This is a genomic window from Bacillus sp. AR8-1, assembly GCF_008042345.1.
Taxonomy (GTDB): domain Bacteria; phylum Bacillota; class Bacilli; order Bacillales; family Bacillaceae_G; genus Bacillus_A; species Bacillus_A cereus.
Map to the genome: position 1 here is coordinate 100,950 of NZ_QNUB01000016.1, position 21,878 is coordinate 122,827.

Here is a 21,878-nt window from a genome sequence, read left to right on the forward strand (position 1 = left end):
CTTTGAAATCTAATTTATATATAATTTCTAAAAATGTTAACTAATTATACAAACGGAAATAATGGTCTCCAAAAATAAAGTACAAGAAATAGTGAGGATAATATGAAGACAGTAAATAAGGTAGTCATTGTTGGTGTATTAACAGTTGGTATAGGAGCTGGGGCTTATATGAATTTTGCCGGAAGTTCTGAACCAGTTATGACCTATAAAACATCTGAAGTACTAGAAAAACAAATCGAAAATCAGCAAAAGTTTGCTGGTGAAGTGATTCCAAATGGAATGGAGATCATTTCATTTGATCCAACAAAAGGTACGAATGAACTAGCTGTTAAAAAAGGCGATGAAGTAAAGAAAGGACAGCTTCTGTTTAAATACAATGATCCAACTGTTAAACAAGGTGTAACAGAAGTGGAAATGCAAAAGAAAATTGCACAAAAAGAAGTAACATTACAACAAAAACAAATTGATGCAGCAAAACAAAAGCTACAAAAAGATAAAAATGCTGGTCTTTCTGCAGAAGCAGTAAAAGCGTCAGAGATTGAAATTCAACAATTAGAATCACAGCTTGAAATGAAGAAGTTTGAAGTAGAAAAAGCGGATGAAATGATTAAAGTAGCAAAAGAGAAAGTAAACACACTTTCTGTTATGAGTCCTGCTGACGGTGTAATTGATGATATTATTACAGCTTCTAATGAAAGAAACGGTATGAGCGGAATTACACTTCGCCATGCAGGTCCATTTAAAGTAGCAGGTCAAATGTCTGAATTTGAACTTGCTAATGTAAAAATTGGACAAGAAATAACAGTTTCATCAAAAACTGTAGCGGGTAAAACATGGACAGGAAAAGTAACAGAAATTGGTTCTACACCATTAAAAAGTATGGATGAAAACAAAACAGTTTCTAGTTATCCATTTACTGTGACGTTAGACAATAGTGAAGGCTTACAAAATGGTTTCCACGTATACGTAGAAACTAAATCAGGCGAAGCAAAGGGTACAGTCATTCCAAAGACCAGTATTTTAAAAAAAGGTGATAAAAACGTTGTCTTTGTTGTAAAAGACGGAAAAGCAAAAGAACAAGTTGTTACGGTTGAATTTGAAACAAGTAATGAAGCAAAAATTTCCGGAGTGAAAAAAGGAGAAAAAATTATCTCTAGACCTACTGTAAATCTAAAAGATGGTATGGAGGTTGCCACGCAATGATTAATTTACAAGGCATTACAAAATCTTTTCAAAATGGTGAAGAATCCATTCAAATATTGCACGGAATTGATGTAACGCTAAATCAGGGAGATTTCACTTCTATCATGGGGCCTTCTGGTTCTGGTAAATCAACATTAATGAATATTATTGGGTGTTTAGATAAGCCTACGACAGGTTCCTATGAATTAGCTGGACAAAATATTTCAAACATGTCTGAAACCGAGCTTGCGCATGTTCGTAATAAAGAGATTGGATTCGTATTTCAAAACTTCATGTTACTGCCACGACTTACAGCGTTGCAAAACATTGAATTACCACTTATTTATGCGGGAGTCGATAAAAAGGAAAGACAAGAGCGTTCATTAGCAGCCTTAACAAAAGTTGGTTTAGCTGATCGCGCTACCCACTTTCCAAATGAATTGTCAGGTGGACAAAAACAACGCGTTGCAGTTGCACGCGCAATTGTAAATAACCCGAAATTTATTTTGGCAGATGAACCAACAGGTGCACTAGATACGAAAACAAGTGAACAAATTGTAAATCTATTTTATGAATTAAACAAGCAAGGTTCAACGATTATTATGATTACTCACGATCGTGAAATCGGGGAAGCCGCAGCACGTCAAATCGTTATTCGTGACGGAAACATTGTTCAGGATTGGAGAGAATAAAATTGAATATACATGAAAATATACGTATGGCTATCTCTTCTATCTTTGCCCATAAAATGAGATCTATTTTAACGATGCTGGGAATTATTATTGGAATCAGTGCGATTATTACAATTCTCGCAACGGGGGATGGAAATACTGCAAAGATGCAAAAAGAGATTGAAGAGAGCCGCCATATGGATGAAATTAATATAGAGTATATCAACCCAGATTTTCCGCTGGAAATAGCAAAGATTACACCAGATATGGTAAAGCAATTAGAAGTAATACCAGGTGTAAAGGATGTGTACCCACATGTGAATATGGACGTAAAAGCATATGTAGGTTCAAAAGAAGCTTCTCTTAATTTAAATGTGGGAACAGGTAATTTTATGCAGGATCACAAACTACGAATGATACACGGGCGTGAGTTAACAGAGACTGAGCTGGAAAAACCAATTCCTGTTTTGATTATCAGTGAAGCTCTATTTAAAAAACTATATGATACATGGGAAAATGATTTATATATAGATATAAAAGGAAAACCATATAATATTGTCGGGGTGTACAAATATGATAATATATGGCAATCAAATGTGTATGCAGGATATACCTCGGTTGACAATGCACCGTTGATCTCAGGTGTTGAGGAATATAATGCAGTGACCATTAAGTTATCTTCTTCTAGCGAGCGAGAAATTGTAGGGAAACAAGCTGTATCTGTATTAAATGGATTGAAACCACCAGAATTTGAGCATCTATTTACAGTAGAGGATGAGACAAAAAACGATTTGGTCGTAGAAGAATCATTAGATACGATGAAAATGGTATTCACTGGTGTTGCTGGAATCTCTTTAATCGTAGGTGGTATTGGTGTGATGAATATCATGCTTGTATCTGTTACAGAGCGTACACGTGAAATAGGTGTTCGAAAAGCACTTGGTGCAACGAGAAGGGAAATATTAATGCAATTTCTTATTGAAGCTTGTATTTTAACAGCATTAGGTGGAGTAATTGGTTTTGTGTTAGGTATTTTCTTTGCTTGGGTATCGGCAATCGTAGGTGGATGGCCACTTGTTATTTCAGTAAATCTAGGTCTACTATCTGTTGGAATATCTATATTGATTGGCATTGTCTCTGGTATACTTCCAGCAAATAAAGCAGCTAAACTAGACCCAATTGATTGTCTACGATATGAATAATAGTTGTAGGTGAAAGATAAGATATTCTAGAAAAGAGTAAATACCCATATGGGTATTTACTCTTTTTGAAAATAAGGATTTTCATGGTATAAGCAAAAATCTAAACAATCTTAACTCTAATTTTATATAGATTTCTTGGCTGTAAATACTAAGAGGAGAGAGGAATATAAAATGAAAACAGTGCTAGAAGCAAAAAATATTAAAAAAGTATATGACACAGGTGGAAATACATTTGAAGCGTTAAAAGGAATTAACTTACAAGTACAAGAAGGAGAATTTGTTGGGATTATGGGCCCTTCTGGTTCAGGTAAGACAACTCTATTAAATGTTCTTTCGACAATTGATCATGTGACGAGTGGTGAGATTTTAATAGATGGAAAAGATATTGTAAAAATGAGTGATGATACGTTGGCATTATTTCGGCGCAATCATTTAGGTTTTATTTTTCAAGATTATAACTTATTAGATACGTTAACGTTCAAAGAAAATATCGCATTGCCTCTCGCTTTATCAAAGGTGAAGGTTAGTGAAATTGATCGGCTTGTTCTTGAAATCTCTAAGAAGTTTGGCATGGATCATATCTTAAGTCAATACCCATATCAAGTATCTGGGGGACAGAAACAACGCTGCGCAGCATCACGTGCCATGGTTACGAATCCGAGTATGATTTTTGGGGATGAGCCAACTGGGGCGCTTGACTCTAAATCAGCAACGGATTTATTAGAAAGTATGAAGTCATTAAATGAATATGATAACTCAACCATATTAATGGTAACGCATGATGCGTTTGCGGCAAGTTATTGTAAACGAGTGATTATGATTAAAGATGGTGAATTATATAAAGAATTACACCGTGGAGAATTAACACGTAAGCAATTCTTCCAACAAGTCATTGATGTAATGTCTTCCATTTCTGAAGATAAGGCTGATGATCTTATCTAATATGGCCATTTATAACATAATGTGTGATTAAAACAATGTATATTTTGTAGAAATAGTTTTTAGGAGGTTAAAATAAATGACTTTAATTGAAATCGTTCAACGAAATATAAGGCGAAATTTTAAGGAGTATATACTTTATTTTGTATCTTTAGCTTCGAGTATGCTGATTTATTTTATATTTGCGTCACTTCGATATAGTACGCAAATAAAAAAAGAAATGCTTAATAATGTAATGATTAATAGTGTTCTTCAGTCTTCAAAAGTGATACTTATTATTTTTATAGCCATATTTATTATTTACTCTACTAATTTTTTTATAAGAAAACGTAAAAAAGAGATAGGGTTATATTCTTTACTAGGTATTACTAAAAAACAAATTGGTACGATGTTATTTTGTGAAACATTAATAATGGGGGGCGTAGCTTTAATAGTTGGGATATTGATTGGCAGTATAAGTTTTAAGTTATTTTTAGAACTTCTAATGAGTTTGATGAAATTAAATGTGCCAATTACGTTCGAGTTATCTATAAAGGCCATAATAGACACAATTATTGTTTTTTTATCGATTCTATTATATACAGCTTGGAAAAACTCGCGCTTAATTTATCAATTTCCATTAATTGAAATGTTCCAAGCGAATCATAAAGGAGAGAGTATGCCAAAAGGATCTAAATATTTGGCATATATAGGTCTTATTTTAATTGGCTTTGGTTATGTTTTAGCATTCTTTTTTCGCGAAGTCGTAAAATTTGTGCAGAACCCTGAGGACCCTATGCGTCCGCTAATGGATCCTAAAATAATCCCGTTATGTATTTTGATTGCGATTGTTCTTGCAACCTACTGTCTATTCACTTCTTATACAGTTATTGTATTAAAGAAAATTAAAAGTAAGAGCAATATCTATTTTAACGGTATGAATATACTAAATATTTCACAGTTGTTATATCGAGTAAAAGGAAATGCCAAATTACTTGCGACTATTGCTATCTTAAGTGCCACAGCTTTAACGGCAGTTAGTACAGTTGTATCAGGATATTATGTAGGGCAATCTGAAACAAATGAAGATTTTATGCAACTGTATGGAGTTACATTATTTATTGGAAGCTTTTTGGGAATTATATTTGTACTAGCAACTGGTTCTATTATTTATTATAAACAACTATCTGAAGCACATGCTAATCAGAAATACTATGAGGTTCTTCGTAAGATAGGTGTTACGAAAAAAGAAGTAAGAAAGTCAATTTCGAAACAAGTTAGCTTTAGTTTTATTTCACCTATAATAGTCGGACTTACTCATAGCTTATTTGCTTTACCAATAATAAACAACATGCCTATATACAGTATTATGATTCCTATTTCCATTAGTTCTATTGCATATTGCATAATCTATTTTGGATATTATATATTAACTGTTAATTCGTATTTTAGAATTGTGTATAAATAATAAATTCTTTTGATATTGCGTAATAAAATTAGGAAATACAACCTATCAAGTTCTAAAGAATAATGAAATGAACAAAAGCCGATACCCTTAACGTGTAGGGAATCGGTTTTTTCTATATGGGGTACCGCCACATCGCTATCAAGCTAAGAAAACAAAATTCCTCCTAAAATGAAAAAATAAGCTATTCTTTCTGTAGAATCGTAGGAAAGGATGGCGTTTTTTAATTTTTATAGATACTTTGTGGTAACCTCAAGTAGGAGGATTTAGCACAGTCAAATAATAATATCTTTTGTCTAGAAAGGAGAATGTTTTTTGAAATATAAATTAAGAAAAAAATTAAGCGTGTTTTTTATAGGGTTACTAGTACTAGTACTAATCGCTTCTATTTTCGTTTATTATAAGTTTCTAACACCTTCAGCAGATATTCAACAATACAAGGCATATTATGCTCCAAAAACAACACAAAAAGTATTGAATCACGGTGAGGTAAAGGTCACATTCTTAGGAACATCATCTTTACTATTTGATGATGGAAATACGCAATTAATGATTGATGGTTTTATTTCTAGGCCATCCTTACCAAAAATATTGTTCAGCAATATAAAAACAGATGAAGATACTGTGGATAAAATTTTTAATCAAATAGGGGCTGATAATAATAAACTTAAGGGATTATTTATTGCACATACACATTATGATCATGCGTTTGATTTAGCTTACATAGCTAAACGAACTGGAACACATGTATATGGTTCAGAGTCAGCAATTAACATAGGTATTGGTGGTGATATAAATAAGAACCAGATGTCTGTATATGAAGTAAATAAGGCTATGAAGTTTGGTGATTTTACTGTTACTGTCCTTCCATCGAAACATTCACCAACCTTTGATGAAGGAGAAAAAATAAAAAAGCCACTTAAACAACCAACTAAAGCACTAGATTATCATGAAGACTCTTCATATGATTACTTGATTACGTATAATAATAAAACTTTCCTTGTTAAACCAAGTGCTAACTATATAGAAGGTGTATTAGATGATATTCGAGCTGATGTCCTGTTTTTAGGAATAGGGGGATTAGGAAAGCAGGAAAGTAATTTCCAAAATATGTATTACGAGCAAGCTGTACGAAAAGTACAACCGAAGCTTGTTATTCCAATACACTGGGACGATTTCACCAAACCATTGACAGATACACTTGAAGCAATGCCTAAATATGCGGACAATACTAAAAATGGATTAGATTTTATAATTCAAAGGACAAAAGCAGATAAAATTGATCTTCAAATACTACAAGGTGTTAGAAGTATTTACTTCTAAAAAAGGGATCCACCACACCTCTATCAAGTTAAGAAACATAAAAAACGATAATAATGAACTTCCGTGCTAAAAAAGCTACAAAATTTTCGTTTAGGGACAATCTGTTCTGTTAGCTTGATGGCGATGTGTCTGTACCCCTATATCATCTTTCAGATCTTCCGTTCGTTGTAATCAACGATAAAATGTGGAAGGGGTAATTCTAATACGTTACGCAATTCTTTTACCGTTATTTTTGTTTTTAAATTTTTCCATAAAGTAACTACAGTTTCTGATTTCAGCCCCTTTCGATTTCCAGATAATTTCTCCATACAAGTAATTTTGTTTTTAGGTGTTTATTTTCTATACGTAGCTATTCTAATTCACTGAGCTCTTTTGGTCTTTTTCCATAAGAATATTGTTTTCCTACAGGTTGTTGAAACTGATACGTTCGATCTGTACGATACCATTTCATCTATATCTTAATTTGGGAAACATTTTTAATCCCGAGTTTCTCCATAATGGTCCAATTGGAATACCCATCCTTTTTCATTTCAATCACTTTCCACTTTACTTCTTCTGGGTAATGAACTCTTATTTTTTTCATGTACCACTATTCGGGTTCACTTCACTTTAACGGTAAGGCTTTTTTGTTTTATAAGCTTAATCCAAACCGTTTTAATTCAATAAAAATCCCCTCTAATTGCTTTCCTTTATCCGTTAATGTGTACTCTACACGAGGCGGAACTTCTGGATATACTTTTCTCGTTATAATGCCTTGAGACTCTAATTCTTTTAGTCGAAGCGATAATGTTTTTGGACTAATACCATCCATTGATTTTTGTAAATCACTAAAGCGTAATGTTCCTTCGATAAGAAGATCACGAATGATTAAAAACGTCCATTTTGTACTAATTACATCAAGCGTTTTAGCGATGGGACAAGGTATGCCAGGTAAACCTTTCGTTAATTCAACTGGATTTATATCGTTCATGGAACTAGCCTCCATAAAATTTTTTTGGATGAATTTGCTTTATAGTATCACAAAACTATACTTTTGGTAACTATATGAAAAAAATATCACTACTTCCATAAAGGAAGTTAGTGCATATACAATAGCAATACGAAACAAAAAGGATTTATATAAGGAGGTGGTGATTTCCATGGGGATAAAAAAGTTATTTAGATTTCTTAGTTTGTTTGTTATTTGTATTGTGCTTGTAGCATGTGGTGTGGAACAAAAAACTGAAGTTCAGTTATTAAAAGAAATGCCAAAGCCAAAAGCAATGACAATTGATCCCTCACTAAGTAAAAAAGAAGCGACAGAAATGGTTCATGTGGCGCAGCGTTTTTATGCATTTTGGGATACAGGTAAGGAGGAACTTATTCCGCAGACTGTTACTAAAGATTTCTTCGATAATACATTGCCGAAAGGGCGACCACAAGGCATTGAAGGATTAAAGTTTGCAGCGCAAAATTTTCGTAAAGTTGTGCCTGATATACATTGCGAGATTGAAGACTTATTAGTTGTTGGTGATAAAGTAACGGCCCGTCTTTCTTTTACAGGAACGCATAATGGTAAGAAAATTAATTTTTTTGCAATTGATATTTTACATGTGAAAGACGGAAAGATAACAGAAGATTGGCATTTAGAAGATAATCTTACACTACAGCAGCAACTCGGCTTAATAGCTGAAGAGTAGATCATATAAGGGAGAGGAAAGCGATGAAAAATATATTTATTATAAATGGACATGAAAAATACGGTACAAAGGAAGGACGATTAAATAAAACGTTAGTAGATTATATGGTTACTGTATTAGGCGAGAATCATTATGTGAAAACAACAACGATTCAAGATGGTTACAATATTAAAGAAGAACAGGATAAATTTTTATGGGCCGATGTTATTATTTATCAAACACCAATTTACTGGTTTAGTGTTCCAGGCTTATTTAAAACGTATATGGATGAAGTATATGAATACGGTTTGTTCTTTAAAGGTGCAGATGAATATGGAACAGGTGGTTTATTAAAAGAGAAAGAGTATATGTTCTCTACAACTTGGAATGCACCTGAAAAAGCATTTGGAGATAAGACGAAGTTCTTTGAAGGAGAAAGTTTAGAATCAGCGCTTAGTCATTTACACCGCGTGCAAAAGTTTCTCGGTATGAGTCCGTTAAAGAGTTTTGCTTGTTATGATGTGGTGAAGAATCCGGATATAGAGAAGTTTTTAGTGAACTTGAAAGATCACTTAGATGGAGTAATTAAATAATAGTATGTGAAGAAGGTACTGCTAAGGATGTAGTACCTTCTCCTTTTATAATGACTCACATTTTAAGACATGGATGGCTGTATCCATAACTTCGCAAAATTTGCCCAACCGAATGAATCAATTGTTACGTTTTTTAAAGAAGAAGGGTATGTTTTTCTTTTTAGAACGTGATAGTTAAATAAAATGATGTGTTCTGCTTGTAAAAACTCTTCAATCTCATACATGAGTTCATAGCGCTTTTCTTTATTTTCTTCTAGTAAAAATGTATCTAGTAAACAGTTAATTTGTTTTTCGTAGTGCGGGTCCATGAACCGATTTACGAAGCAACTTTTATTTTTAAATACATTTAAGAATGCAATTTCATGATTGGCAGCAAATACTTCTCCCATGAAAATAATATCAGCATGTTTATCAATAGAGCGATTCATATAATCTGAAACGGGAAATGGGTGAAGCTCTACTTGTATACCTAAACTTTCACATCGTTCTTTTAAGAAATATGCATCATTTGCACTATCTTTAAATGCGAAGAAGTAAATATGTATCGTTTCTCCATTATATGTACTCTTTTTCAAATACTCTTTTGCCTTTTCTAAAGAGTAGGATCTTCTTGTTGCAAGGCGGCTTCTATCAGGGAAAAAGCTTGATGCAGCAATTGTCCGTCTACCCTCTATGTTACGAAGTATCATTTCAACATCATATAGTTCTCTCCAAGCTTTTCGAAAGTAAATGTCGTGATGAGGACCAGTTTTTTTAAAGTTGAAGCTAGCATAAATACAACCTATTTCTTCTATTTGTATATCATGCCTTTCATTTTCCTCTTCGTTTGGTAGTTCATAATCAGCATTTATTTGCACATGGTCAGGAATACCCCAAAATTCAATACGGTCTAATAACGCGCGCTCTTTAAAATAATGGGTGAACGCTTCGAGTATGATATTATCTTCAGAGCAATGAGCAAGTTTGAAAGGTCCAGTACCTATATAATGATGATTTTGAATACTCGTATCACGCGGTAAAATTGCGAGCTGCATTGAACTTACATAGTGTAAGAAAAATAAATTTGGTTTCGCTAAATGGAATCGAATTTGTAGTGGTGATGGCGTTTCAATTTGAACGATTTCTTCTGTTAACCATTCGAAAGGAGAGTAAACTTCTTTTAGTCTTTCAAATGAAAATTGTACATCTTTAGAAGTTAAAACTGTTTCGTTATGAAAATATACATCCTTTCGTAAATAAAAAGTCCACGTAAGCCCGTCTTCACTTAATTCCCACGTATGCGCAATGTGAGGCTCCATTTTTTCAGTAACATCGTTATAGACGACTAATGTATCAAAAATTTGACTCGTAAGATGGCTCTCTGTAGTTACAGCCACAAAAGCCGGATCTAATGGGAATATCTTTCTCGATATAGGAATCTTTAATACGTCGTACATATCATTTGAAGGTTCGTATCCAAAATGATGATGTAGTTTATTTTCTATCTTTTTTTGAAGTGCGAGGGGGAGGGGTTCTTTTAAAAGAAGAAAGATATCTTTTAATTTTTCTTGCGCTAACAGTTCATCTGTATAGGACTCAATCGCTTCTACGAAATTATGTATAAATAGAATTTCCGTTTTATTTCCGCGGCCTCGCCCTGGAGTCCAGCTAATTAATTGCTCCTCGCTCATTTTCTTTAATAAAATCTTTACGTTTTTCGTACTGCAATATAAAACATCCGCTAATTCTTGTAAGCTATTTCGCATATGTTGTTGATCTTGTACATGTAGTCTTAGTCTAATGTAATAGTCCATAATTTTCATATATACACTTCCTTCTATCATAAAAGGGGAAACTCTTTAGAATATTCTAACCTTTTTCTTCCTTTTTTTCAAAGTAAAATAAGTAAGCATAAGGAGGGGAAACAATGGGATTTTGGAGTATGCATCGAAATATAAAAATTAGAATTATAACATCGTTTTTAACACGTACTGTGTCCACGATGATTTTTCCATTTATGGCGATTTATTTTTCCGTAAAGTTAGGTAGCGCGATTGCTGGTGCGTTACTACTTATTAATGTCATAGCTTCATTAGTAATTGGTTTATACGGTGGATATGTTGGAGACCGGCTTGGGCGTAAAAAGGTTATGATTATCGGTCAAAGTATACAAGTCATTTCCATTGCTTGTATGGGAGTTGCGAATTCGGATTACGTTGACTCACCGTGGTTAACATTTATCTTTATGCTAGTGAATAGTTTAGGATCGGGACTTATGAATCCTGCGACAGAAGCGATGTTAATTGATGTGAGTACACCTGAAAATCGAAAAGTGATGTACAGCATTAATTACTGGGCTATTAACTTATCCATTGCGATTGGAGCGATATTTGGAGGATTACTATTTGAAAACTATAGACTACAATTGTTTATCGTATTAACGCTTGTTGCCATTATGACTTTATATGTGATGGCTGTGTATATGGAAGAAGTGTATGTAGCACGAAAAACGATGGAGAAGAAAAATGTATTAAAAGATATGGCAGATAGTTATAAAGTCGTGATGAAAGATAAAGCATTTTTAATTTTTTGTGCAGCGAGTATATGTACATTATCGTTAGAGTTTCAAATTAATAATTATTTAGGGGTACGTTTGCAGAAGGAATTTGAAGCGGTGCACTTTTTATTCGGGAATGGTTTTACGTTTGATTTAACAGGTATTCGCATGCTGAGCTGGATTTCTGCAGAGAATACAATTTTAGTTGTGTTATGTTCAGCACTTCTTATTAAAATGCTGAAAAGCTTCAACGATTTGAAAATCTTATATGTAGGCTTATTTATTTACACGATTGGATTTACAATACTCGGAACGAGCAATAGCTTATGGATTTTATTAATTGCAGGGCTTTTCCAAACAGTAGGCGAGATGATGTATGTGCCAGTGCGTCAATCTATTATGGCAGATATGGTGCCAAATGAGGCAAGAGGTTCTTATATGGCGATTAACGGAATGGTCTTTCAAGTGGCAAAAATGAACGGGGCATTAGGTGTTATGCTAGGTTCATTTATTGCATCTTGGGGTATGAGTGCTCTGTACTTTATCGTTGGTATGAGCAGTATTTTATTATTTATGAAGGCGATAGGGAAAGAGAAGTATGAGGGGGAGGTTTCTCAGATTGGATAAAACGATATGAAAAGCGATGCTAGAAATCGCTTTTCATATGGCTTTTAAAACGGATCAACTTCAGCTAAATCAGGATTGCTATTTGGGTTTGTTAATAAGACTTTCAGCTCACCTACTTCAGAGAGCGCAACGAGGATATAACCACTAATAAGGACGACGAGTCCGATGACCCTTAATGTTTGCAGTGTAATATCACGGCTATTGTTTTCGGAGTTGTCTTGGGGCGTTGAAGGTGGATTGTTATTCATAAATAAGGCTCCCATCTTTTGTATTTATATATGTGCGAAATCATTATTTAACTTATGGATAGGAATTATATAGTCATTTTCACTATATGAGAACTGCCTATGAAAAGTGATAAGGAATTTTGGGGCGAGAAAAGGGGGGAATCCAAAAGATTATTAAAACTGAACTTTTGGATTCCCCCCTTTTTTATTTATCCTGCTATTTGTGGTGGTCGGATTTCCTGCAAACGACCAGTTGGTGAGGGATAATTAATCAGTGGTGGATGAATAAAACCCCACTGATTAATTATTTTCATGTAAATAAAAGGAGGTTAGTTAACCGAAGTAGTTATCCTAATATACGCAACGATTCTTCAATAAACGCTGGGATGTCCTCTGGCTGTCTACTTGTTACTAGCTGATTTTGACATACGACAACCTCTTTGTCATGAAAGTTCCCGCCGGCATTTTTCAAATCGACTTCAATAGATTTATATCCAGTTACATCGCGTCCTTCAAGTGTTTGTGCAGTGATGAGTAGCTGAGGTCCGTGACAAATAGCGAAAACAGGTTTTTCCGCATCCATAAATGCTTTACTAAAGCGAACAAAACGTTCATCGGCACGAAGTATATCTGGAGAAAATCCACCCGGTATGAAGAGGGCATCAAAGTTCTCTGGAGAAACATCATCAATACTTTTATCAATCACGACTTCACTTTTTCCTTGCTTACCGTGTACCGTTTTACCTTTTTCTGCTTCAATAGTTGTTAATTCATATCCCTTTTGTTTAAAAGCTTCTGCTGGCTCTGTGTATTCTGTGTCCTCGAAATAATCCGTTATTAAAATAGCAATTTTTTTACTCATTCTAATCCGCTCCTTATATTATATTATCGGCTCCAGAATCTTCCTTGGGCAATGCCTTCTATAAATGATTCAATTGAAGTATTTGTTAAGTTGTAAACTCCTGCTCCATCCAGTTTAATCTTACTATGGTCCAAAGCATGAGGATTACTAAGGACATGAGCTATCGGTTTAAAATGTTTAAAAGTAGTTTCTGCAAATTCTAAAACAGGGGGTTGAATGACAGACTCACTACTAAACACTAATACTGCATCAAAAAGGGAGGAGTCTGTTGTTGTATAAGTATCAGTTACTTTAATGGAATCATTGAACTGATAAATTTTATTATCTATGATGCTATAGTTAATTCGGTGTTGTACAAAAGCTTGAATCCATTCGGACAGAAGTGAGACGCTTGGGTCACCATTTAATAGAATTGCAACATTTTTGGAATCAGATTTAAAAATAGTATTGGACATACTTAGTGCAGGTGATTTTGCATCTGAATTTACTTCGTGATTTACCTTAGGTAAAGGAGCTCCAATAATGTTAGCGACTTCTTGTGCTAATTGACGATCGACGTGGTTTAGAAGAGCAATTACATTTGCCTTCACCATGTCTGATTTACACTTCCCAACTTCAAAGCAAAAAGCTTCTTTTATGTGCTGCTTTTCAATAGGGCTCATACTATTGTAGAAAAGTTTAGCCTGAGAATAGAAGTTAAGAAAGCTTTTACTGCGACCTCTAATTTTATGCCCATCAATCTTTTCTTGATAATGTTCATATCCTCCTTGTTCGGCTTGGACGGTTGCAGGTTGATTGTTATTTAATCCATTAGGATGATAGCTTGTTTGACCGCGATGAATCTGCATTTGATGCATACCATCACGTTGATTATTATGAAAAGGACATACAGGCTGATTAATAGGAATTTGATGGAAATTAGGGCCCCCTAAACGAGATAATTGTGTATCTGTATAGGAGAATAATCTTCCTTGCAGAAGAGGGTCATTTGAAAAATCAATACCTGGTACGACATGACCAGGGTGAAAAGCTACCTGCTCTGTTTCAGCAAAGAAGTTATCAACATTTTTGTTCAGTGTCATTTTACCAACTAATTTTACGGGAACTTCTTCTTCTGGCCATAATTTCGTTGGATCTAAAATATCAAAATCAAATTTATGTTCATCTTCTTCTGGAATTAACTGTAATCCAAGCTCCCATTCAGGATAATCTCCTTTTTCAATTGCTTCGTATAAATCTTGACGATGAAAATCAGGATTTTTCCCAGCAATCTTTTGAGCTTCATCCCATACTAATGAATGAACCCCGAGGGTAGGTTTCCAGTGAAACTTTACGAAATGGGCTTTTCCTTCTGCGTTAATGAGTCGAAATGTGTGAACTCCAAAACCTTCCATCATTCGTAAACTACGCGGAATAGCTCGGTCGCTCATTTGCCACATGACCATATGAGTGGACTCAGGATTATGCGCAACAAAGTCCCAAAAGGTATCATGAGCGCTAGCTCCTTGAGGAATATCATTATGTGGTTCTGGTTTAACTGCATGGACAAAATCAGGAAATTTAATAGCATCTTGGATAAAGAATACTGGCATATTATTACCCACTAAATCATAGTTTCCTTCATCTGTATAAAATTTTGTGGCGAATCCGCGTACATCTCTTACTGTGTCATTGGATCCTTTAGAACCTTGAACGGTTGAGAACCGTACAAATACAGGTGTTTTCTTTGAAGGATTAGTAAGAAAATCTGCTTTCGTATATGCTTCTAACGATTCATAAAGCTGAAAATAACCATGAGCACCAACTCCGCGTGCATGAACAATCCTTTCGGGAATTCGTTCGTGATCAAAATGGGTCATTTTCTCGCGAAAGTGGAAATCCTCCATTAAGGTTGGGCCTCTTAAGCCCATCTTTAAAGAAAATTCATCTTCAGCTATTTTTACCCCTTGATTTGTTGTTAAAGCATGTTTGCATTGATTGTCAGTAACGTGATGCTTCAATTGTTCCGTTTTTTTATTCACAATATAGGCCCCTCCTTTACTCTGTTAATTAATAGATACCCTTTTTATTAGGTCGTAAACATGTATTATCGTCTTTGTATGTAAAAATCATAAAATACCGGTTGTTTCAATGATTCTTGTTTGAGGAAGAAAAATAAAAAGCCAAGGAGAAAATTTATTTTCTCCTTGGCTTTTAAGATAATTCTTTTCGTTAAAATGCGGAAATTCTTTGCTTCGTTTTTGGTACAATAATAAATTTGATCCAGAGTAACCCGACAATCATAATGATAAGGCTATGTAAAAATTGACCTGTAGCAATGAGTATAACAATTGAAAATACAATGAGTTGAATACTTAGCAATATAAAGATTAAGCTAAGAAATTGCTTCATCCTTTCTTCAGTATGGATTGGATATAATGCTACAATAATATTTCCTGAAAAATATTTCCACAGTGAACGGAGCTGCATAGAAATCATATATAGAACGATGTAAGCGATAGCGCCTTTTACGTATATATTTGGTATGAAATATAAGGCGAAAGCACCGATCAATCCTAAGCGAATATATATACCGAAATAATCATTTCCACGTAAAAATGCTAGTGTATGTAAGTAGAAGAAAGTTGCTCGTTTTTTATGTAATAAAGGTTCAATCCAATTTGTAAGCCATTTTCTTTTATTTACTTGTTTATTCAGTTGCGGAACATCGGTGAAAATGCTAGCAAATTGATAAAAACGAACGTTCATTTTTTCTTCTTGCTCGATTATGTAATCCCACGGTATTCGTTTTGTAGGCTGTTTTTTCGTATATAGAAGTAGGAAAGCAAGTAGTAAGAGTAGTCCGCCCAATATGAGAACATTTGCGGAATAAAACAGCATGTAAATGATTAGGGCGTTACAAGTAATACGAATGATCAGCCATATATTTTTTTCGTGACTATCACGCCACATCCAATGTATGTACATGTTCCAGGCTTTCGTAATCATTAACACGATAAAGATTGTACATAAGAAAGGTACCGTTAATTGCAATGATTGCATAGCAAGTGGTACGAGAATAAGGAACGTAAATAATAATGGGAAAAGCTGAATGATGTAATTGTATAGAAGAGATTTTTTGAAATAAGAAGTTAATTTCTCTTCTAGTGCTAGTAAATAGACAGCGTCAGGTTTCTGAATAAATGTACGGATAGGGCATCTCGTTATAATGAACGTAAGTACAATCGTTATAATCATTAAAGATATTCCTTTAGAAGGAGATGCTTTTAGAAACTGAGCATAATAATATGCACCAACGCATGAAATAAAGATAAAGCTATATAGTAAACCGTTAATCATACGTGCAAAGTATGTAATGATATTTTGAATATGTTGCTGGAAGCGACTGCTCCATAGCGATTCGATTGACATGTTTTTCACCTCTTTGTTCTATTATATATGTTTTACAAAAGAAAAAACGAGCAAATTGCGTTATGCAACTTGCCCGTTTTTCTTTTCGTTATTTTTTTTCTGATCACGATTCATTAATGGATAGAAAGCAAATCCAATTACAAATAAACCAATTCCGAGAAGGAACGTTTTTATATCGGATGCGCCGGTTTTAATAACCCATAGTGCGTAGCAAAGTGCGATAACTGCGACTATGCCATCTGTAATTCTTGCCCGCATTTCATTTTTATATGTTTCACCAGTTGCGACTAGTTTTAACTGGAAGATTGGTGAAACGAGATATGGAATGAGGTAGGCCAGTGTCGATACGGTAATAACGAATGTATAAGCTTCCGCAATGGTTCCTGATAATGTTGAGAATAGGAATACTTGCGACATAATGTTTGTTAATCGTAATGAGTAAATTGGACTTCCTTTTTTATTTGTTTTCGTGAAGAAGGAAGGGAAGAAACCTTCTTTTGCTGCTTGATATGGTACTTCTGAGCTTAATAAAATCCAGCCTAAGATAGAACCGAACAGGGAAGTAAGAGCAAGTAATGCCATCAGTTTCCCGCCGCCATGACCCATTGCAGCGTTTAGTGCATCTGCTAATGGACGTTCAGAAGTTTGTAATTTATCAACGTGAAGTACACCCATTGTTAAAATTGTAATTCCTAAGTAAATCGCAACTGTAATAAGTAATCCCGCAACTGTTGCACGTTTTACCGTTTTTGGAGAAACAGCACGGTTTGATAAAAGAACGGCTGATTCAATTCCGATAAACGCCCAAAGCGTTGTAAGAGCAGCTAAATTTACTTGTGAAAGAAGACCATGTGATACACCTGATTTATCAATCATCGGCGTGTACCATTGTCCAAACTTAGAAGCTTCGAATGCAAATAACGTAACGACGATGAATAAAAGGAATCCAGTTACTTTCGTTGTTGTTGCTAAGAAGTTTAGTTTTCCAGCTCCGCTTACACCATTTGTTAATATAATATGAGTTCCCCAAAGTAAGATGGAACAAATCGTAAATGTAATTAGTTTTCCGACTTCTATGTTAAAAGAACCGATTGAAAATAGCAGTCGCGTATCTTTCATAATTGGGAAGAAGAGTGATAAATATCCCGCAAATGATGTAATGATGGCAACGTTACTTGCCCAGTTTGCAACCCAATATCCCCATACCATACTGAATCCAGCCATTTTTTTCTTTTTTGGTGTTGAGAATAAAGCATATGCATGACTTTGTGGTCCTGTCGTTAAATCAGGACGACGAATTGCTAAATTACCGAAAACAAGAGCTAGCATTAAAACACCAAACCCTGTTGTTAACCAAGCTAAAGTGACACCGAGTGGGCTTGCTGTTTGTGCCAACGTACTTGGCACCATGAAAATACCAGCGCCAACCATGTTACCGACAACGAAAGCTGTTAGTACCCAAAAGCCCCATTTTTTTTGTTGCATAGAAAATACCTCCAAAGTTAGTATAACCAAGTCAAGCGAGGAGATATGTATGTCTTCCTGAGTCAGGAAGAGAAGTCCCAAACAAAACAAAAAAAGCACGTAATCTGCCGCTACATGCTTTCTATCTTATAAGAAACCCACGACATACCTCTCGATAGCTCTCCACAAACGAAACGTTTGTGACAGTTCTGCACTTATTAAATGCAGACCCAGCAAGCGTGCATGGTGGACACGACTTACTTCGGCAACCATTCCTTTCTCATTCCTTCATCAATGCCACTACATCTCCTGAAATGATACTCTTAATGATTGCAACCTCTACCTCACCGAGATACGAATGAGGATTTAAATATTAAATTAACGTCTTTAAGAGTAACAAATGTATTTTTATACGTCAATGGATATAGTAATAATCAGATTATAGAGAAGAGTTTGTGATTAAAAAGGGGGTTAGGAGAAGATGTAACGATTATTAGTTCTGCAGAAGAAACAGCGATAGAGTTAAGTACCATTTTACAGCACAAAGGAATTTTGTCTGACAATCTGAATCCGAAGCATCGTTTTTTTACAACGGGATCTGTTTTATCATTTGAACATATTGCTGAGCGATGGCTAGGATATCACATTTCTGTAGAATGTGTGGATTTACCCGTAAAGAATGCTCGTATCTGTAATTAGACTGTATTAAAGTACTTTTTGTTCAATAAATTAGGTTAGTTGCATAAGAAGGAAAAAATGCACTTTTAATTGAAAGGATTAAGGTCATTTCAATTAAAGGGGAGATTGGATTATGGAATTATCAAGATCTCAATTATTTGCTTTAGAGTATATTTCAAAATATGCAGAGAACGAAAAACGTGAGGCTAAAGCAACGATTAATCATATACTTAAAATGTCTAATATTACAGATGAAATATTTGAAGAAGCTGTCGCTAATTTAAAATCTCATGCAAGGATTGCTTTACACTTTCATCCAGACAGACTTGATTCGAGTATGAAAAGTGTTGCTGAAGCATTGTTTGAGCAAGGAGTATATAAAAGTCAATTTGAAACATTACTATCTAATGGAAGCGTATCTGCTTACCCTGGTGGTGAACGTGACCTTTGGGAAAAGAGAATATTTGGAGGGGCATATCAATTAGAAGGCGTAACGAATGAGCAACGGCCAAAATACGGAGCGCTAAATTTAATGTTACATCCAGATGGGCCGGCTCCGCGTTTTGGTTCATGTTATTTTCTTTTATCTCCAAAAGTTTCTTCGCGCTCTACATATACGTATTTAGATTCGCATCAAGATCCGAAAGAAAAGGGGACTTATGAGGAGTTTGATATGATTTTAGCTGCTCTTTTGGAAGAGACATTTGTAAGAGAATTTGCAATTGGTGAAGGAAATTTGACGCCAACAATATTAATTAATCATTTACTAGCTAACCTGAAAAGGCCGTTTATAGATTTAGTAAGCAAAGAGCCAGCCCGTAATCTTAATCATTATATTGAAGCGCAGATTCATGGAGAGATTTCTCTTAAAGAAGACGTGGAGGCGCTTGTTGCAGATCCTTCATTTAAGGGTACGGATGTAGGAAAAGTTTTAGAAGAAATTTGCCTGAAGTATGCGATTGATTTGTATTGGCACATCGGTTTTGTACTTGCGGTAGACGAAGTTCCAATGGATTTTAGAGGTTCAAAAATGCCATCTTTAGCAAGACGCATTGCACGGAATCATTGCATCGATGCAAATATAATTGGCTCTGCTGTAGTGGATTTGAAGCGCAATCCATTATCTTGGAGTGATCGTGGAACTTATGAAGAAGTGCTTCAGGAATTAAAATTATTATGGCATGTTTTAGTTCGATTTGGAAAACCAAATCGGAAGTAGAACGAAATACTCCGTTTTTCGGAAGTATTTATATAGAAAAGAAGCTGATCTAAAAATAGATCAGCTTCTTTTTATAAGATTAAACTAAGTTTAATACTGTTACTTTTTCACGTGTCATAGACTCAAGGCTCTTACGAATACCTTGTGCGCCCATACCTGAACCTTTTACACCGATGAATGGGAAGTGGTCAGGGCCGCGCTCTGTGCGTCCGTTAATTTGTACAGAACCAGTTTCGATTTTGTTAGCAATTGCAAATGCTTTGTTAATGTCTTTAGTGAAGACACTTGCTTGCAGACCGAACTCTGATTTGTTAGCAATTTCAATTGCTTGTTCATCTGAAGAAACACGGATGATTGGAAGGATTGGGCCGAATGGCTCTTCCCAAGCAACTTTCATCTCTTCTGTTACGTGATCGATTAATGTTGGGTAAATTAAGTTACGCTCACGTTTGTTACCGATAACGATTGTAGCACCTTTTTCTACAGCGTCGTCAACTAAACCTTGAACGAAGTCAGCAGACTTGTCGTCAATTAATGGAACGATTGTGCTGTCTTGTTCTGGAGATCCAACTGATAGTTCAGCTACTTGCGCTTTTAATAAGCTAACAAGCTCGTCCGCTACGTTTTCGTGTACAAGTACACGTTTAATAGCTGTACAACGTTGACCAGAGTAAGAGAATGCACCGCTTACGATATGGTTTGCAGCATCTTGTAAGTCAGCATCTTCACGAACGATACCAGGATCTTTACCACCAAGTTCTAATACAAGTGGAATCATTGAAGCTTTTTTCGCTAAATGTTTACCTGTGTTTGTACCACCTGTGAACGATACCATATTGATGCCTTCGTGTTCTACTAAGTAATCACCAATTACAGAACCACGTCCTGTCGCTACGTTTACAAGTCCTTTTGGAAGGCCAGCTTTATGAAGTGCTTCAACCATTTTAATACCACTAATTGTACCTTGAGTTGCTGGTTTGAAAATAACAGCGTTACCCATAATTAATGCTGGTGCAAGTTTTGCAGCAGATAAGTTTACTGGGTAGTTAAATGGTGCGATTGCTAATACAACACCAAGTGGTGCGCGTTGGATGATCGCAAGTTTCGATTTCGTTCCGCCAGGGAAGCTATCGCCCATCATGCTTTCTCCGTGCATATGTAAAGCTTCTTCGATCGTGTAACGAATGAAGTCAGCTGTACGAACAACTTCTTTCTTCGCATCTTTATAGCCTTTACCGACTTCTTTCATAATGATATCGGCAATTTCATCCTGCATATTTACGAGCTCATCAGCCCATTTATATAAGTATTTTGCGCGATCTTGTAGGGAAGCTTCAGCCCATGATTTTTGAGCTTCTTTTGCAGATGCAATTGCTTCATCTACTTCTCCGCGAGTAATTGCTTGTACTTGTCCAATTACTTCGTGTAAGTATGGAGATGGAATTTCGATTGTTTCTCCTGAAGAGCTTTCTCTCCATTCTCCGTCTAAATAAAATTTGTACGTATTGCTAGTTGTCATGATTAGTCCTCCTAAAATAGCAACTTGTAAGAGTGAGTATAAGGTGATTGTAGGGGGTTTGATAACATTTTTCAAATGAAATGTTTGTGAAAACGATTTCTTATTCTTTTTTTATTTTGTATGCCCTTTCTTACAGAACATTCTTTTATTTCAAACTGATTTATTATGTCATGAACCATTTGCATTTTCGTGCATTTTACTTTATGTGTAAAAAAACAATTGACAGAATACTCAATAAAGTTGTAAGATTATAAATGGAAAATAAATGAAGGGGGTGTGCGTAATGATTGTAATTGTAAATGTAATGAGCTTAGGTCTGTTAA

18 protein-coding genes, 2 pseudogenes and 1 riboswitch are annotated in these 21,878 nt (G+C 35.0%); of the genes and pseudogenes, 11 read left to right on the forward strand and 9 right to left on the reverse strand.

All coding sequences use genetic code 11. The features are described 5' to 3' along the window. The first annotated feature begins 102 nt into the window (after positions 1–102). The 6 genes from DN400_RS10005 (at position 103) to DN400_RS10030 (ending at position 6,761) form a co-directional block, all read left to right on the forward strand. The gene (locus tag DN400_RS10005) at positions 103–1,203 is read left to right on the forward strand and encodes an efflux RND transporter periplasmic adaptor subunit (protein ID WP_065228356.1); all 1,101 of its coding nucleotides are present in this window, start codon (positions 103–105) and stop codon (positions 1,201–1,203) included. Next, entirely contained in the window at positions 1,200–1,874 is a 675-nt protein-coding gene (locus DN400_RS10010; protein WP_000609180.1) for an ABC transporter ATP-binding protein, read from the forward strand. The genes DN400_RS10005 and DN400_RS10010 overlap by 4 nt, the downstream gene beginning before the upstream one ends. A gap of 2 nt (positions 1,875–1,876) precedes the next feature. Continuing rightward, positions 1,877–3,055, forward strand: coding sequence for an ABC transporter permease (locus DN400_RS10015; RefSeq protein ID WP_001020777.1), 1,179 nt, complete (start codon positions 1,877–1,879; stop codon positions 3,053–3,055). A gap of 171 nt (positions 3,056–3,226) precedes the next feature. Beyond that, on the forward strand, positions 3,227–3,997 hold the full coding sequence (locus DN400_RS10020) for an ABC transporter ATP-binding protein (RefSeq protein ID WP_000859666.1): 771 nt from the start codon (positions 3,227–3,229) through the stop codon (positions 3,995–3,997). Between the two features lie 76 nt (positions 3,998–4,073). Beyond that, positions 4,074–5,441, forward strand: a complete 1,368-nt coding sequence (locus DN400_RS10025) for an FtsX-like permease family protein (RefSeq protein ID WP_065228357.1) — start codon at positions 4,074–4,076, stop codon at positions 5,439–5,441. Positions 5,442–5,753: 312 nt separating this feature from the next. Continuing rightward, positions 5,754–6,761, forward strand: a complete 1,008-nt coding sequence (locus tag DN400_RS10030) for an MBL fold metallo-hydrolase (RefSeq protein WP_000875674.1) — start codon at positions 5,754–5,756, stop codon at positions 6,759–6,761. A 174-nt stretch (positions 6,762–6,935) separates the two neighbouring features. On the opposite strand, the pseudogene DN400_RS10035 reads toward DN400_RS10030, so the two are convergent. Together DN400_RS10035 and DN400_RS10040 are read right to left on the reverse strand one after the other, a co-directional pair. Beyond that, positions 6,936–7,344 (reverse strand): annotated as a pseudogene (locus DN400_RS10035) (IS3-like element ISBt2 family transposase); the annotation flags it as partial. A 48-nt stretch (positions 7,345–7,392) separates the two neighbouring features. Continuing rightward, positions 7,393–7,731 carry a winged helix-turn-helix transcriptional regulator gene (locus DN400_RS10040; RefSeq protein ID WP_000997917.1) on the reverse strand — a complete coding sequence of 113 codons (339 nt, stop codon included), beginning with the start codon at positions 7,729–7,731 and terminating at the stop codon, positions 7,393–7,395. A 169-nt stretch (positions 7,732–7,900) separates the two neighbouring features. Between DN400_RS10040 and DN400_RS10045 the strand changes: the two genes are divergently transcribed. Next, positions 7,901–8,440, forward strand: a complete 540-nt coding sequence (locus DN400_RS10045) for an ester cyclase (RefSeq protein WP_147801656.1) — start codon at positions 7,901–7,903, stop codon at positions 8,438–8,440. 23 nt (positions 8,441–8,463) lie between these two features. Then, positions 8,464–9,012 carry an NAD(P)H-dependent oxidoreductase gene (locus tag DN400_RS10050; RefSeq protein ID WP_147801657.1) on the forward strand — a complete coding sequence of 183 codons (549 nt, stop codon included), beginning with the start codon at positions 8,464–8,466 and terminating at the stop codon, positions 9,010–9,012. A gap of 62 nt (positions 9,013–9,074) precedes the next feature. Here DN400_RS10050 and DN400_RS10055 read toward each other — a convergent pair whose 3' ends face one another. Further along, the gene (locus tag DN400_RS10055) at positions 9,075–10,835 is read right to left on the reverse strand and encodes an SgrR family transcriptional regulator (RefSeq protein ID WP_147801658.1); all 1,761 of its coding nucleotides are present in this window, start codon (positions 10,833–10,835) and stop codon (positions 9,075–9,077) included. Positions 10,836–10,918: 83 nt separating this feature from the next. Here DN400_RS10055 and DN400_RS10060 point away from each other — a divergent pair, with 83 nt between their 5' ends. After that, positions 10,919–12,175, forward strand: coding sequence for an MDR family MFS transporter (locus DN400_RS10060; RefSeq protein WP_065228358.1), 1,257 nt, complete (start codon positions 10,919–10,921; stop codon positions 12,173–12,175). Between the two features lie 44 nt (positions 12,176–12,219). On the opposite strand, the gene DN400_RS10065 is transcribed toward DN400_RS10060, so the two are convergent. From DN400_RS10065 to DN400_RS10085, 5 genes are all read right to left on the reverse strand, one after another. Beyond that, entirely contained in the window at positions 12,220–12,423 is a 204-nt protein-coding gene (locus DN400_RS10065; RefSeq protein WP_001063872.1) for a hypothetical protein, read from the reverse strand. 325 nt (positions 12,424–12,748) lie between these two features. Next, the gene (locus DN400_RS10070) at positions 12,749–13,264 is read right to left on the reverse strand and encodes a type 1 glutamine amidotransferase domain-containing protein (protein WP_000037522.1); all 516 of its coding nucleotides are present in this window, start codon (positions 13,262–13,264) and stop codon (positions 12,749–12,751) included. A gap of 23 nt (positions 13,265–13,287) precedes the next feature. Next, entirely contained in the window at positions 13,288–15,285 is a 1,998-nt protein-coding gene (locus DN400_RS10075) for a catalase (RefSeq protein WP_001036530.1), read from the reverse strand. 190 nt (positions 15,286–15,475) lie between these two features. Continuing rightward, entirely contained in the window at positions 15,476–16,675 is a 1,200-nt protein-coding gene (locus tag DN400_RS10080) for an ABC transporter permease (RefSeq protein WP_065228359.1), read from the reverse strand. A gap of 60 nt (positions 16,676–16,735) precedes the next feature. Further along, a complete protein-coding gene (locus DN400_RS10085) occupies positions 16,736–18,160 on the reverse strand; it encodes an amino acid permease (protein WP_001186293.1) in 1,425 nt (474 codons plus the stop codon). A 147-nt stretch (positions 18,161–18,307) separates the two neighbouring features. Continuing rightward, positions 18,308–18,489: riboswitch (Lysine riboswitch) on the reverse strand. Positions 18,490–18,598: 109 nt separating this feature from the next. On the opposite strand from DN400_RS10085, the pseudogene DN400_RS10090 reads away from it, so the two are divergent. Continuing rightward, positions 18,599–18,838: pseudogene (locus DN400_RS10090) on the forward strand (glutamate racemase); the annotation flags it as partial. Between the two features lie 112 nt (positions 18,839–18,950). After that, positions 18,951–20,036, forward strand: a complete 1,086-nt coding sequence (locus tag DN400_RS10095; protein ID WP_065228360.1) for a DUF3626 domain-containing protein — start codon at positions 18,951–18,953, stop codon at positions 20,034–20,036. A 79-nt stretch (positions 20,037–20,115) separates the two neighbouring features. On the opposite strand, the gene gapN is transcribed toward DN400_RS10095, so the two are convergent. Beyond that, entirely contained in the window at positions 20,116–21,555 is a 1,440-nt protein-coding gene (gene gapN / locus DN400_RS10100) for an NADP-dependent glyceraldehyde-3-phosphate dehydrogenase (protein WP_065228361.1), read from the reverse strand. Between the last annotated feature and the right edge of the window lie 323 nt (positions 21,556–21,878).

Excerpts from the sequence above, each read along its gene's own strand:
- DN400_RS10080 (WP_065228359.1), bottom strand. The coding sequence starts at position 16,675 with ATGTCAATCGAATCGCTATGGAGCAGTCGCTTCCAGCAACATATTCAA.
- DN400_RS10055 (WP_147801658.1), bottom strand. The coding sequence starts at position 10,835 with ATGATAGAAGGAAGTGTATATATGAAAATTATGGACTATTACATTAGA.
- DN400_RS10020 (WP_000859666.1), top strand. The coding sequence starts at position 3,227 with ATGAAAACAGTGCTAGAAGCAAAAAATATTAAAAAAGTATATGACACA.
- DN400_RS10085 (WP_001186293.1), bottom strand. The coding sequence starts at position 18,160 with ATGCAACAAAAAAAATGGGGCTTTTGGGTACTAACAGCTTTCGTTGTC.
- DN400_RS10025 (WP_065228357.1), top strand. The coding sequence starts at position 4,074 with ATGACTTTAATTGAAATCGTTCAACGAAATATAAGGCGAAATTTTAAG.
- DN400_RS10095 (WP_065228360.1), top strand. The coding sequence starts at position 18,951 with ATGGAATTATCAAGATCTCAATTATTTGCTTTAGAGTATATTTCAAAA.
- DN400_RS10040 (WP_000997917.1), bottom strand. The coding sequence starts at position 7,731 with ATGAACGATATAAATCCAGTTGAATTAACGAAAGGTTTACCTGGCATA.
- DN400_RS10010 (WP_000609180.1), top strand. The coding sequence starts at position 1,200 with ATGATTAATTTACAAGGCATTACAAAATCTTTTCAAAATGGTGAAGAA.
- DN400_RS10065 (WP_001063872.1), bottom strand. The coding sequence starts at position 12,423 with ATGAATAACAATCCACCTTCAACGCCCCAAGACAACTCCGAAAACAAT.
- DN400_RS10045 (WP_147801656.1), top strand. The coding sequence starts at position 7,901 with ATGGGGATAAAAAAGTTATTTAGATTTCTTAGTTTGTTTGTTATTTGT.
- DN400_RS10070 (WP_000037522.1), bottom strand. The coding sequence starts at position 13,264 with ATGAGTAAAAAAATTGCTATTTTAATAACGGATTATTTCGAGGACACA.
- DN400_RS10050 (WP_147801657.1), top strand. The coding sequence starts at position 8,464 with ATGAAAAATATATTTATTATAAATGGACATGAAAAATACGGTACAAAG.
- gapN (WP_065228361.1), bottom strand. The coding sequence starts at position 21,555 with ATGACAACTAGCAATACGTACAAATTTTATTTAGACGGAGAATGGAGA.
- DN400_RS10005 (WP_065228356.1), top strand. The coding sequence starts at position 103 with ATGAAGACAGTAAATAAGGTAGTCATTGTTGGTGTATTAACAGTTGGT.
- DN400_RS10060 (WP_065228358.1), top strand. The coding sequence starts at position 10,919 with ATGGGATTTTGGAGTATGCATCGAAATATAAAAATTAGAATTATAACA.